The sequence below is a fragment of the Nocardia sp. NPDC059240 genome, from assembly GCF_042753865.1.
Taxonomy (GTDB): Bacteria; Actinomycetota; Actinomycetes; order Mycobacteriales; family Mycobacteriaceae; genus Nocardia.
On sequence record NZ_JBHZAC010000010.1, the window covers coordinates 1 to 12116 of the forward strand.

The 12116-nt window shown below is 67.3% G+C and carries 13 protein-coding genes; 6 read left to right on the top strand and 7 right to left on the bottom strand.

The genetic code is table 11. The annotated features are described in order from the left end of the window. Positions 1-76: 76 nt before the first annotated feature. Both ACFXHA_RS31935 and ACFXHA_RS31940 read right to left on the bottom strand, forming a co-directional pair. Positions 77-1327, bottom strand: a complete 1251-nt coding sequence (locus ACFXHA_RS31935) for an SPFH domain-containing protein (protein WP_379362714.1) — start codon at positions 1325-1327, stop codon at positions 77-79. Continuing rightward, entirely contained in the window at positions 1327-1758 is a 432-nt protein-coding gene (locus ACFXHA_RS31940; protein ID WP_379362715.1) for an NfeD family protein, read from the bottom strand. Before ACFXHA_RS31940 ends, ACFXHA_RS31935 begins: the two co-directional genes overlap by 1 nt. Positions 1759-1921: 163 nt before the next feature. On the opposite strand from ACFXHA_RS31940, the gene ACFXHA_RS31945 reads away from it, so the two are divergent. The 3 genes from ACFXHA_RS31945 to ACFXHA_RS31955 are packed head-to-tail and all read left to right on the top strand — an operon-like array spanning position 1922 to position 4030. Next, on the top strand, positions 1922-2746 hold the full coding sequence (locus tag ACFXHA_RS31945; protein WP_379362716.1) for a DUF3097 domain-containing protein: 825 nt from the start codon (positions 1922-1924) through the stop codon (positions 2744-2746). A 22-nt stretch (positions 2747-2768) separates the two neighbouring features. Next, positions 2769-3578: a hypothetical protein gene (locus ACFXHA_RS31950; protein ID WP_379362717.1), complete on the top strand. Its 810-nt coding sequence runs from the start codon at positions 2769-2771 to the stop codon at positions 3576-3578. A 59-nt stretch (positions 3579-3637) separates the two neighbouring features. Beyond that, a complete protein-coding gene (locus ACFXHA_RS31955) occupies positions 3638-4030 on the top strand; it encodes a VOC family protein (protein WP_379362718.1) in 393 nt (130 codons plus the stop codon). Here the strand turns inward: ACFXHA_RS31955 and ACFXHA_RS31960 are convergent. Together ACFXHA_RS31960 and ACFXHA_RS31965 are read right to left on the bottom strand one after the other, a co-directional pair. Continuing rightward, positions 3970-4740, bottom strand: coding sequence for a helix-turn-helix domain-containing protein (locus ACFXHA_RS31960; protein WP_379362719.1), 771 nt, complete (start codon positions 4738-4740; stop codon positions 3970-3972). The genes ACFXHA_RS31955 and ACFXHA_RS31960 overlap by 61 nt on opposite strands. A 102-nt stretch (positions 4741-4842) precedes the next feature. After that, positions 4843-5358 carry a pyridoxamine 5'-phosphate oxidase family protein gene (locus tag ACFXHA_RS31965; RefSeq protein ID WP_379363443.1) on the bottom strand — a complete coding sequence of 172 codons (516 nt, stop codon included), beginning with the start codon at positions 5356-5358 and terminating at the stop codon, positions 4843-4845. Positions 5359-5431: 73 nt separating this feature from the next. Between ACFXHA_RS31965 and ACFXHA_RS31970 the strand changes: the two genes are divergently transcribed. Beyond that, positions 5432-6178, top strand: coding sequence for a S1 family peptidase (locus tag ACFXHA_RS31970; protein ID WP_379362720.1), 747 nt, complete (start codon positions 5432-5434; stop codon positions 6176-6178). A 2-nt stretch (positions 6179-6180) separates the two neighbouring features. Here ACFXHA_RS31970 and ACFXHA_RS31975 read toward each other — a convergent pair whose 3' ends face one another. Continuing rightward, the gene (locus ACFXHA_RS31975; RefSeq protein ID WP_379362721.1) at positions 6181-7695 is read right to left on the bottom strand and encodes an FAD-binding oxidoreductase; all 1515 of its coding nucleotides are present in this window, start codon (positions 7693-7695) and stop codon (positions 6181-6183) included. Between the two features lie 104 nt (positions 7696-7799). Further along, positions 7800-8396 (bottom strand): TetR/AcrR family transcriptional regulator, encoded by a 597-nt coding sequence (locus tag ACFXHA_RS31980; protein ID WP_379362722.1) that lies wholly within the window; start codon positions 8394-8396, stop codon positions 7800-7802. A gap of 74 nt (positions 8397-8470) precedes the next feature. On the opposite strand from ACFXHA_RS31980, the gene ACFXHA_RS31985 reads away from it, so the two are divergent. Continuing rightward, complete coding sequence (locus ACFXHA_RS31985) at positions 8471-9613, top strand: acyl-CoA dehydrogenase family protein (RefSeq protein ID WP_379362723.1); 1143 nt, start codon at positions 8471-8473, stop codon at positions 9611-9613. Positions 9614-9727: 114 nt separating this feature from the next. Here the strand turns inward: ACFXHA_RS31985 and ACFXHA_RS31990 are convergent, their stop codons facing one another. Beyond that, positions 9728-10384 carry a hypothetical protein gene (locus ACFXHA_RS31990; protein ID WP_379362724.1) on the bottom strand — a complete coding sequence of 219 codons (657 nt, stop codon included), beginning with the start codon at positions 10382-10384 and terminating at the stop codon, positions 9728-9730. A 446-nt stretch (positions 10385-10830) separates the two neighbouring features. Here ACFXHA_RS31990 and ACFXHA_RS31995 point away from each other — a divergent pair, with 446 nt between their 5' ends. Then, complete coding sequence (locus ACFXHA_RS31995; protein ID WP_379362725.1) at positions 10831-12066, top strand: lipase family protein; 1236 nt, start codon at positions 10831-10833, stop codon at positions 12064-12066. The last annotated feature ends 50 nt before the right edge of the window (positions 12067-12116 follow it).

Consider the following 12116-nt stretch of genomic DNA (forward strand, 5'->3'; position numbering starts at 1 on the left):
CTCGACAATGTCGAGAGGGCCTCGCCCGCTTCAGTATTCAAATCCCAGCACGAAACCTTCAGTGTCCCACCAGTGCTCAGCGCCCCAGGGGCGGGCGCGGCGGCGGATTCTGCCACCGCTGGTCGGGCGGCTCCTGACCGTATTGCGGCTGACTGGGCTGCTGGCCCGGCTGTTGCGGGAGACGCTGTTCCAGCGGCGGGCGGGTCGGGGTCGGCGGCAGCCCGGTCGTCGGGGGCTCGACCGGAGTCCGGGCATCGGCCTCCGCGGCGCGCACGGCCCGCTGGGTGGCCGGATCGGTGGCGGTGTCGAACCAGTCGGCGACTTCTTCGGAATCATCCCCGGCCTCCGGCGCGGACGCGTCCTCGGAGGGTTCGTAGCGGAAGACGCCGTCCTCACCCTGCTTGCCGAAGCCGCGCGCGAAACCTTCGAGGGCCTTGCCGAAATCGCTGGGCACCAGCCACACCTTGTTGGCGTCACCCTTGGCGACCTGCGGCAGCGTCTGCATGTACTGGTAGGCCAGCAGTTCCGGGGTGGGCTTGCCGTTCTTGATGGCGGCGAAAACCTTTTCGATGGCCTTCGCCTGACCCTGCGCCTGCAGGTAGGCCGCGGCCCGTTCGCCCTGGGCGCGCAGGATGCGGGATTGGCGTTCACCTTCGGCCGACAGGATCTGCGCCTGCTTGCCGCCCTCGGCCGCGAGGATCTGCGCCTGCTTCTGGCCTTCGGCCGTCTTGATCGACGCCTCGCGCTGGCCCTCGGCGGTCAGGATGATGGCGCGCTTCTCACGGTCGGCCTTCATCTGCTTCTCCATCGATTCCTGAATCGACGGCGGTGGATCGATGGCCTTCAACTCGACGCGCGAAACCCGCAGGCCCCAACGGCCGGTGGCCTCGTCGAGGACGCCGCGCAGCTGGTGGTTGATCTGATCGCGGGAGGTCAGCGTCTCTTCGAGGGTCATGCCGCCGACCACGTTGCGCAGCGTGGTGATCGTCAACTGTTCCACGGCGGCAATGTAATTGGAGATCTCGTAGACCGCGGCCTGCGGACTGGTGACCTGGAAGTAGACCACCGAGTCGATCTGCACGGTCAGGTTGTCCTGGGTGATCACCGGCTGCGGCGGGAACGACACCACCCGCTCACGTAGGTCCACCTTCGCGCGCACCCGGTCCGCGAACGGGACCAGGAACGTCAACTGCCCCGACACCGTGCGCGAATACCGACCCAGTCGTTCGATGACGGCGGCCTCGGCCTGCGGCACCAGGGCCACCGACTTGAACACCACCACGACGACCAAGAGCACGATGACGAGGGCGACTATGAGTACTGCCATCACGGCCCTTTCATGACGACGGCATGGGCGCCGTCGATCTTCATGACGTACACGGTCGAACCGACGGGGTAGGAATCCGCCGCGTCATAGGGACGCGCGCTCCACACCTCGCCGCCCAGCTTCACCCGGCCACCGTGCTCGTCGACCGTTTCGAGCACCTTGGCGGTCTTTCCGGGCAGCGCGTCCACCCCCGTCGCATGCGGAGGCGGAGTCGCGTAGCGCCGCAACAGGAATGGGCGCACCAACGCCAGCAGCGCGATCGAGGAACCACCGAACACGATGGCGTCCACGAGCACCGACGAACCGGTCAGCCCACTCACGCCCGCGGTGATGAGTGCGGCGACCCCCAGCATGATCAGCACGAGACTGCCCGTGAGCATCTCGGCCGCCGCGAGCAGTATCCCCGCGACCAGCCAAACTATTGCGGCCACGCCACCAACAGTAGTCGTTGTGGCGGGTTGCGGCCGTTGTTCGTGATCACTCTGCTCCCGGCAACCGGACGTATCGGGTACCTACAGTGCGGGAATGCGGCATGGGGGCCGGAATGGGCGCGGCGCGAGGAGCTTTGCCGACGCCGACGGTAACCTCGACGCGGTGAGTGGGCACCAAGGGTACGGCGACATCTTCTCCGGACACACGCGCAAGCAGAAGCGGGAGGTGCCCCGCGTGGTCGCCGAACGCGACCTGGTCGCCGAGGACGCGGCCACCGGATTCTGCGGTGCCGTAGTCGGTTTCGATCGCAGCTACGACGGCGACTTCGTCAAACTCGAGGACGGCCGGGGACGGGTACGCCTGTTCGCGTTGCGCGAGGCCGCGTTTCTGATCGACGGGCAACCGGTGACGCTGGTCAAGCCGACTGCCACCGCGCCGGTGAAGTCCACGCGCACCGCCTCCGGTTCCACGCGCGTCGAGGGGCACAAGGCGCGCGTCGCGCGAGCCAGCCGGATCTGGGTCGAAGGCGTCCACGACGCGGCCCTCGTCGAACGAGTGTGGGGACACGATCTGCGCGTCGAGGGCGTAGTGGTCGAACAACTCGAGGGCCTCGATCACCTCGCGGAAAAGCTCACCGAATTCGAGCCCGGACCGACCCGCCGCGTCGGCGTCCTCGTCGACCATCTCGTCACCGGCTCCAAGGAAACCGGCCTCACCCGCGGCCTCGGTGACTACGTTCTCGTCACCGGCCACCCCTACATCGACGTGTGGCAGGCCGTCCGCCCGAAGGCCGTCGGCATCACCGCCTGGCCCGACGTGCCCCGCGGCGAAGACTGGAAAACCGGCATCTGCCAGCGCTTACGCTGGGGCACCCCACAAGAGGGCTGGCGCCGCGTCTACAACTCCGTCAACTCCTACCGCGATCTGGAAACCCCTCTCATCGGCGCCGTCGAACGACTGATCGATTTCGTCACCGAGCAGGAGTAGCCCGCCAGTTATCCTCGAATGCATGAGTAGCCCGAGTGCATCGCTGACGGTTTGGGCCGGAGCCTGGCTGGCCGGCCGCAGCGCCCCTGACGACGTGTTGGACGCGTTGCGCGCCTGGGCTGCCCGGCAGACGGTGGCCGCGGGGGATCCGGTCACCGGCGGACACACCGGGCTGCCGTGGGCCGCCGATGACGGGTCGGATGCGGTCGCGGGGGCCGGAATCATGGTGCTGCTCAAACTCATCCGCGAGGCGGTGGGTGGGCCCGACGCTCAGGTCCGGCTGGTGCTGCCGATTCCGGGGGATGTGCGCGGGATACCTGTGGGCACCGAATTCGCCGCTGCCGCAACCGAAGCCGGGGAGGGAATCCTGGTCGGCGCACCCGGCTCCATCGGCACCGGGCTGGTGCCCGTCTGGGCCGATGACGACGCGCTGCAGTGGCGTGTCTACTCCACGCCGATCCCCCTCGCGGGCGCACCCGAAATGCCCTTGGGTGAAGCCGAATACACCATGCGCGAGGCGGTCCGCGACGCGGCGGACGCGCTGCAACAGCTCCAGACCACTCGGCTGGGGTCCGGTGGTGTCGGGCCGCGCGAGCTGGTCGAGGCCGAACTGGCCGGGCATACCCGGCACCAATACCCCGATTCCATGCCGCTGCGGGCCCGGCGGATTCTCGATACCGCCGATCAGGTGGCCGCGATACTGACCGTCGCCGAACGAGAACCGGCCTCCGCCCCCACCTCCGCGACCGCGGTCGCCGCTCAGGAGGCGCTGCTGCGGCCGCTGTGGAACGCGATCCGGGATGCGCGGCTGGCGGCCATCCACGCCCGCTGACGCTTCGGTGTCCGATTTCTTCAAGACCATCGGTGCCTGCGGTACCTAAGGTTTCTGCTATGACTATTCGACTGAATGTGATCGGGATCGTCGTTTCCGATATGGGCGCGTCCGTGGATTTCTATCGCCGGCTCGGAGTGGAGTTCGCCGAGGGCGCCGCGCAGGAGCCGCACGTCGATGCGGACCTCGGTGGCGGGGTGAAGTTGATGCTCGACACCGAGGACGTGGTCCGCTCGTTCCATCCCTCGTGGGTGGCCGGGAGCGGCAACGGCCGCCTCGGCGTGGCTTGCGACTGCGGTTCTCCCGCCGGAGTGGATGCCAAATTCGAAGAATTGGTGGCGGCCGGGTACCAGGCGGAGCTGAAGCCGTTCGACGCATTCTGGGGACAGCGCTATGCGGTGATCCTCGACCCCGACGGCAATGGCGTCGACCTGTACGCCGCCTCTGCTTGATCGGTCTTCAACAGCGCTATCGGGGACATTCCCGTCAACTCACGAATATCGCGGGTGAGATGCGCTTGATCCGCGTAGCCGGTAATCGCCGATACCTCGGCGAGTCCGGTTCCGCGGCGAGCCAAAGCCAATGCGCGTTGCATGCGAAGGACACGCGCCAGCGTTTTCGGTCCGTACCCGAAGGCGTGCAGGGACAGTCGGTGTAATCGCCGCGGCCCGGTGCCCAATTCACCCGCCGTGGCCGACACCGACATTCCCGCGCGCAGCGACGTCACGACGAAACGCACCATCGGCTCCACGGGTTCGGATTCGATTGCACGCCAGCGCGCGATCGCTTCCAGACCCGCCGTCGGGTCGGCAGCCCGGGCCATCAACTCGGTCGCGTGGCGTGCGTCGGCGGGTGACCACAGGTCGGCGAGATCGGCTCGCGCGTCGCGCAACTCGTGGGCGGGCACGCCGAGCAGCGCCGGCGCGGTGCCGGGGAAGAAGCGAACGCCGGTGATGCGATCGGCGAATCCGGTCGGCGGGCGGTAGGCCCGGGTGTCCGGGCCCGCCACCGACAGCCGCCCATCCATCCACAGCAGATCCATACTGCCGTCGGGCAGCACCGGCAGATCCGAATCCGATACTCCCGCACGGGTCCACAGCGTGGCGCCGCTGACGCTCGAGGGTCGTTCCCGATAGCCTCGTGGCGGATGAATATCGACCATCGCTCCCTACTTCACCCCGAAAAGCGCTGAAACACAGCTCTGTTCGGCACATCACGCACACACGCACGGTGTGCATGCTTGCACTCGATGCAATATTGCACGCTATGCCCCCGCGGGCGCTCCTTGATCGGCCACCTCGACGATATGTTCCGGCCGACCCGGCTGCCATGCCAGCACCTGCATATGCCCGTCCACGATCTCCACCGACGATGCCCCGGTCAGGTCGGCAGCGTAGAACGGTTCGAACGTGCGGCCGCGTAGATCGAACCCGCTCTCGGCGAATAGATCGTCAGCCCAGCGCTGGTGCAGCTCCGGATCCTGCACATCGTGCACGGTGCCGAACAATTTCACGTCCCCGTCAGTCACCTGCCCGTCGATCGTGGCCGTGTGCAGGCAGAAGCGCGGGTCGCGGGCCAGGTCGGCGAATTTCTTGGTGCCTTGCATGCCGACCAGCCACAGTTCGCCCTCGAACACCCGGGGTTCGAGGGGACTGATGCGCGGGAAGCCGTCCTTGCGCAGGGTCGCGAGCATGCACAGGTTGCCGGTGGCGGCCTGCCGGCGCGTGAAGATGCTCGAGATGCGCGGTGCGGCAGCGACGAACTCGGTCCAGGACGTCATATCGGCGACCGTACTCCCGGGCACCGACACCTGCGGACGCCGCAGACGGCCGATCTCTGTTTGAATGGCCCGCATGTCGATCTCCCGTCGCATCGCGATGACGACCGCCGCGCTGTTGGGCTGCGTACTGCCGGCCGCCGCTCCCGCGCACGCCATCGTCGGCGGCACCGAAACCACGACCGCGCAGTATCCCTGGCTCGCCGCCGTCGGCACCCCGCTGTTCTTCCCCCGCGCCTCCGGCCAGTTCTGCGGCGGCGAACTGATCGCACCCGACCAGGTGCTCACCGCCGCGCACTGCGTGGAGCTCGCGCAGCTGCTACCGCAGGCGCTGACGGTCACCTTCGACCGCAACGATCTGACCTCGCACGACGGAACCAGCGTGAACGTCACCGCGGTCCGGCTGCACCCGGACTTCCGCACCGACACCATCGACGGGGTCGACGTCTATCACCACGACCTCGCCATCCTGACCCTCGCGAAGCCCCAGAACCGGCCGACCGTTCCGATCGCAGCGCCCTCGGGCAACGCCGCCACCGTGCTGGGCTGGGGCGGTACCGCAGACGGGGACCTCGGCAACACCGTGCTGCGTGGCGCGACCGTGCCGATGGTGCCGGATGCCGACTGCGCCACCGCCTACCCGGGCGCGTTCGACGCACAGGAGATGGTGTGCGCCGGCTCGACTCAGGCCGATACCGGCGAATTCGACAGTGGCGGGCCGTTGCTCGTCGACGGGAAGCTGGTCGGGATCACGTCGTGGGCGCGCGGTACCGCGCTGGCCGGGTATCCCGGTGTCTATGCGCGGCTGCCCGCCGCGTTCTGAGTTCACACCTTCGATGCCGACTGGTCGAAGGCGAATACTCCGTTCGGGTCGTAGTGCTTCGCGACTCCGCGTAGTCGGGAAGCATTGTCGCCGTAGTAGGCACTGGCCCAGTTCGACAGTCCGGGGTCGATGTAGTTGACGAAGCCGGTGTTCCCGGTCAAGTCGCCGAGCTTGTCGCGCACTTCGTTCACGGAATTCCGGGCTTCGGTGGTAGTCGCGCCGACGTAGATCTGCGCGGTCGCCAAGGCGCCCCGATACGCGAATGCCGTGTCCTTTACCCCGATTCGCGAGGGCGCGCCCGAAAGACTGTCCAGGAGAATATCCATGCCTTCCCGTCCGGTGAGCAATGCGGTCAGCCGGCTCGGATCCGACAGCGGCCTGGTCAATACTCGCGAGGAGGCCGTGAACGATTCACGGCCGAGCGCTCCCCCGCCATTCCAGTTCGGCTTACACTGCTCCACCGAGTAATTCGCGCACCCACCGAAATACATCATCGCCGACAGGTAATCCTTCGACAGCGAATACCGATTGGCGGGTTGGGTCTTGGTGGCTGCCACCAGTTTGTCCAGGAGGGCGTTCATCTCCTTCTCCGATCCGACATAGCAGCCATTGATCCGGCAGGTCGGCGGGCTGCCCGCGGACATGCCGAGGGTGGACCAGAATTCGTCCGGGGCCGAGGCGGTGAAGGTCTGCCAGGCGCCCAGTACGTCGGTGAGCGATCCGGCCGGGAAGCGGACCTGGAAGACGGCCAGTTGCGGTGCCGCGACGGTCCGGAAGGTGAACGAAATGACGATGCCGAAGTTGCCGCCACCGCCGCCACGCAAGGCCCAGAACAGGTCGGGCTCCGAGGTCGCCGACGCGGTCCGCACCGTCCCGTCGGCGGTGACCACCTGCGCCGAAACCAGGTTGTCACAGGTCAATCCGTACTTTCCGGCCAGCACGCCGACCCCGCCGCCGAGGGTCAGCCCGGCGATCCCGACGGTCGGGCAGGAGCCGGCGGGCAGGCAGCGGCCCGCCTTCGCCAGGCCCGAGTAGACGTCCATCAAGCGGGTGCCCGCGCCGATCACCGCGGTGCCGTCGGACTTCACCTCCACGCCGGTCATGCCGCCCAGATCCAGCACCAGGCCGTTGTCGGGGGTCGAGTACCCGGCGTAGCTGTGCCCACCACTGCGTGCCGCCACCGGGATGCGCGCGCCCGCGGCAGCCGAGACGCCCGCCTGCACGTCGGAGGCGTTGGCGCACTGCAGGACCGCAGCAGGCTGACGGGTGTCGAAGATCGGGTTGTAGGCCAGCTTCGCCGTCGAATATCCCGAATCCGATGGCAGATTCAAAGTCCCCGTGGTGCTTTGCCGCAGCTTGTTCCAGTCCACCTGTCCCGCAGGCGGTTCCACGGTCGGCTTGCCCGTCGACGGCTGCGCCGCCGGCGCCTGCGGATCGCAGCCGGTCGACGCACCCAACGCGGCCAGGCCGACGCCAACTCCTGCCGCGCGCAGCAGATTTCGACGATTGATCGCCATAGTGGCACCCCTCCCCAAGGGTGCGCCCGGCAGCCTCCGATCGGCCGAGCGCACACGAACCATTCAACGGTCGGTTATCGCGACCGGGAACGTTCGCGTTTCGCTCAGGCCAGCATGCCCTCGGCCAGGCGCGCCCAATCGGCCAGAACCTGCTTGCGGCGCAAGCGATCCCGGCCCACCATTTCGTCGAGGGTCGCGCCGCGGACCAGGTTGATCGTCAGCCAGAACGCGGTTTCCAGTCGCGCGGGCGACGCCTCGAGGCAGCGGCCGCACGCATCGAGCAGTTCGACGGTCAGGTCGTGCTGCACCCGCAACATGTTGCGGCGCAACTCCTTGTCGTTGGCGATGCCGACATACAGTTCGACCGCGGCCTTGCCCAGCTTGCCCGCGAACGGCGCGGTCACCAATTCCACCAGCACCTCCCCGGCCGCCAACTCCCCCGGCAACGTCCGCGCCCGCCGCTGCAGGGCCTCCCGCTGACGTTGCGTCAGATGCTCGATGGTCTGGGCGAACAGTTCCTGCCGGGTGTGGAAGTGATGCAATTGCGCACCCCGGGTGACACCCGCGCGGGCGGTGATATCCGCGATCGAGGCGCTCGCGTAGCCGACCTCGGCCAGGCTGTCGATGGCGGCATCCAGCAGCAGCGCACGGGTGCGGAGACTTTTCTCCTGATGCTTGTTCGGGGGTAGACCGGAAACCACCTGGTCAGTGTAGCCGTTCTCGAATTTTACGTGCTGCCTTGCATGTAATTGGGTGTCGGTCGTAATGTGTCGACATGCCCGTCGATCGCCTGCTGCCCACGTCCGAAGCCCGTGACCTGCTCGAGCTCACCCGCGAGATCGCCGACAAGGTGCTCGAGCCGTCGGTGGTCGAGTACGAGAAGCAGGAGCGCTTTCCGGCCGAGGCGTTCCGGGCGCTCGGCGCGGCCGGGCTGCTGAGCCTGCCGTATCCGGAGGAGTTCGGCGGTGGCGCGCAGCCCTACGAGGTCTACCTGCAGGTGCTCGAGGAACTGGGCGCGCGGTGGGCGGCGGTCGCGGTGGCGGTGAGCGTGCACAGCCTGTCGTGCCATCCGCTGTTCGCCTACGGCACCGACGAGCAGCAGCAGCGGTGGCTGCCGGAGATGTTGTCCGGCAATCTGATCGGGGCGTACAGCCTCTCGGAGGCGCATGCCGGATCGGATGCGGCGGCGCTGCGCTGCCGGGCCACCGAGACCGCTGAAGGCTACCGCATCACCGGGACCAAGGCGTGGATCACCAACGGCGGCAAGGCCGATTACTACACGCTGTTCGCCCGCACCGGCGAGGGTTCGCGCGGCATCTCCTGCTTCCTGGTGCCCGCCGACGCCGAGGGCCTCTCCTTCGGCAAGCCCGAGGAGAAGATGGGCCTACGCGCGGTCCCGACCACCACCGCCGCCTACGACGACGTGCTGCTGCCCGCCGAACGCCTCATCGGCGCACCGGGCCAAGGCCTTCCGATCGCCTTCAGCGCCCTGGACTCCGGCCGCCTCGGCATCGCCGCCGTCGCCACCGGCATCGCCCAGCGCGCCCTCGACGACGCCGTCGCCTACGCCAAACAGCGAGAAGCCTTCGGCCGCCCCATCATCGACCACCAGGGCCTCGGCTTCGTCCTGGCCGACATGGCCGCCGCCGTCGACACCGCCCGCGCCACCTACCTCGACGCCGCCCGCCGCCGCGACGCCGGCCTCCCCTACTCCCGCCAAGCCAGCGTCGCCAAACTAACCGCCACCGACGCCGCCATGAAAGTCACCACCGACGCCGTCCAAGTCTTCGGCGGCTACGGCTACACCCAAGACTTCCCCGTCGAGCGCTACATGCGCGAAGCCAAAATCACCCAAATCTTCGAGGGCACCAACCAAATCCAGCGCCTGGTCATCGCCCGAAGCCTCGCAAACGACTGATCCCTGCCAGAATCTGTCGTCATCGTTCAGAATGAGGGCACCGCACGGTGTCCCAGGAATCGCTGCGGTGGAACAGGTTTCACACCTTCGGCGTGGCCGGTAGCGATTTCGATGTCAGGCCGGGGTGATGTGGCTGACGGGGGTGCCGATGCCGGAGGCCAGGGGATCGCCCGGGTAGTCGTAGAAGCGGCCGGGTTGGCCGGTTTCGACGCCGTAGCCGATACCGAGCCCCTCGAGGGCATCTCGAACCTTGGCGACGGATTGCCAGTCGAAGTTCTCGAAGCCGACATCATTGGGGACGCCGACGTCACGGCCCAATTCGTTCTGGGCCTGGCGGACGAGGGCTCGATGCACGGCTTCGGTGCCGAGGGCTTCGGCGCACAGGCGAGCGCCGAACGGTTCACGTCCCTCGGCGTAGGCGGTCACGCCCAGCAGGTACAGGCTGATCTCCACCGTTTCGACGATCTCCAGTGTCGAGAACAGGCCGACGCCGCCATTGTCGAATGCCGCATCGGGGAACCAGTACTTCCGGGTCAGCGGTTTGCCTCCGGCATCTTCGAGCGCCTGGACGTGGTGATACTCCTGCGTGACCGCGTTGCGCAGCACCGGCAGATATGCCTCGGATGGCGTGCCCGCCGCGCGTTCGATGGCGGCACTCACGAAGGTGACGCCGAGCGCCTCCTCGGTGACCAGGAAATCGAGCACCTCTTTCAAACTCTGCTTATCGCCCTCGGTAGCAGCCTTCTTCGTCGCGTCGATGATGGACGACATTGATCCCTCCTTACGAGGAGTGAATGGTTTCGGGATCGAGCTTCGAAATTCAGCGAGCCAGCAATTTGCAATTTCGAGGGTAGGCGTCCAATCACCCCGGGGAAGCCGACGGTGAATCAAATCACAGGAATTTCCAGGATCCGACAAGATCGACATCAGTGCAGTTCATGGCATTGATTCACTGGGCGACAGACCCTACAGGGCACCGATTCACGACGGTATGTGAAAAGTTAGAATTCTCGCCGGAATTACTGTGCATATGCTGCGAGTTGAGGGCGACGGCAATTCCCCGGACGTCTACGGTCGGGTAGCCGGGCCGCGCGAACGGCCGTCTCAGCGGCGTGTCACCAATGACTTGCGGCCGCCTCGCCGATAAGTTGGCGCTGGATTCGCCGGTCATGCGACTGTTTCTGGCTTGCTCCCTTTCCTGAGACGAGGTGGAGTCGATGCGGTACCGAAGGCTGTGCAGGGTCAGGGCGCTGGCGGTCGTAGCCTTGCTCACGGCGGCGACCGTCGGAATCGGCACTGTGGCGGGGTCGCCGGTCAACGCCCCCGCGACCGCCGAGCCCGGTTCCGGTGGAATGGGCCAGGTCGTCGAAAGTCATCCGGTGACGATCCCCAGTATCCCTACGGGCGCGGCCTTTTCGGCGTGGCAGCTGCGCTACGTCAGCCAGAACACCCAAGGCATGCCATGGACGACGGTGGCGACGGTACTGCGCCCGGCCAACCGGATCGAACCGCCCGTGCTGCTGGCCTACGACGCGATCATCGACGCCCTTGCGCCACAATGTTTCCCATCGGATCAGCTGCAGGCGGGGATCCCCGCGCAGGCCGCTACCGGCGTGATGGAAGTCGACATGATCTATCTAGGCCGGGCGCTGGAGCGCGGCTGGACCGTTGTCGTCCCCGACTACCTGGGCCCCGACGGTGAGTTCGGAGCCGGGTTCGTGGAGGGTCGCGACACCCTCGACGCGATCCGCGCGGCCGAGAACTTCCCTCCTGCAGGACTTTCCGGCCCCGCGACCCCGACCGCGATCTTCGGGTACTCCGGCGGGGCCCGCGGCAGCGAGTTCGCCGCCGAACTCGCCCCCTCCTACGCCCCGGAACTGAACCTGCGCGGTGTCGCGGCCGGCGGTGTGACCGTGGACATCTCCTCCACCGCGCGGGCACTCGACGGCGGCTTCTCCGGAGTCCTCGCCGCGGCCGCAGCGCTCGGCATCGGCCGTGCCTACCCCGAGCTCGGGATCGAGTCCTACTTCCCCGACGCCGGATTCCGCAACGCCGTCAGTAGCTCGTGCATCCTGCAGATGGAAACGTCGTACCCGTTCCTGAGGCTCGGCGATCACACCGTTGTACCCGGGGGTGGCGGGCTGCTCGACGTCCCGGCGGTCGCCGCCGTCGTCAGTGGGTTACGGGCGGGCGGTTACGGCACACCGTCGGCACCGCTGTACATCTACCAGGCGATGAACGACGAAGACGCGCCGATGGCCGACACCGACCAACTCGTCGGCGACTACTGCGCCCGCGGCGTCAACGTCACCTACGTCAAACACCCAGGCGTCGAACACCTCACCGGAAACGTGGCAGGCAGCCCCGCAGCCCTCGACTGGCTCGGCCAGCGCCTCACCGCCGCCGGCGCCACCACTACCTGCGGCATGCCCGGCCAAGCGCTCATCGCATGACCGCCGCCCGAAGCATGTGGGCTACCCCCAACCGAGTTGTCGGTGAAAGT

Coding starts and splice junctions, on each gene's coding strand:
- ACFXHA_RS31965 (WP_379363443.1), bottom strand. CDS start 5,358: ATGACGTCCTGGACCGAGTTCGTCGCTGCCGCACCGCGCATCTCGAGC.
- ACFXHA_RS31960 (WP_379362719.1), bottom strand. CDS start 4,740: ATGGTCGATATTCATCCGCCACGAGGCTATCGGGAACGACCCTCGAGC.
- ACFXHA_RS31950 (WP_379362717.1), top strand. CDS start 2,769: ATGAGTAGCCCGAGTGCATCGCTGACGGTTTGGGCCGGAGCCTGGCTG.
- ACFXHA_RS31990 (WP_379362724.1), bottom strand. CDS start 10,384: ATGTCGTCCATCATCGACGCGACGAAGAAGGCTGCTACCGAGGGCGAT.
- ACFXHA_RS31955 (WP_379362718.1), top strand. CDS start 3,638: ATGACTATTCGACTGAATGTGATCGGGATCGTCGTTTCCGATATGGGC.
- ACFXHA_RS31975 (WP_379362721.1), bottom strand. CDS start 7,695: ATGGCGATCAATCGTCGAAATCTGCTGCGCGCGGCAGGAGTTGGCGTC.
- ACFXHA_RS31985 (WP_379362723.1), top strand. CDS start 8,471: ATGCCCGTCGATCGCCTGCTGCCCACGTCCGAAGCCCGTGACCTGCTC.
- ACFXHA_RS31970 (WP_379362720.1), top strand. CDS start 5,432: ATGTCGATCTCCCGTCGCATCGCGATGACGACCGCCGCGCTGTTGGGC.
- ACFXHA_RS31995 (WP_379362725.1), top strand. CDS start 10,831: ATGCGGTACCGAAGGCTGTGCAGGGTCAGGGCGCTGGCGGTCGTAGCC.
- ACFXHA_RS31935 (WP_379362714.1), bottom strand. CDS start 1,327: ATGGCAGTACTCATAGTCGCCCTCGTCATCGTGCTCTTGGTCGTCGTG.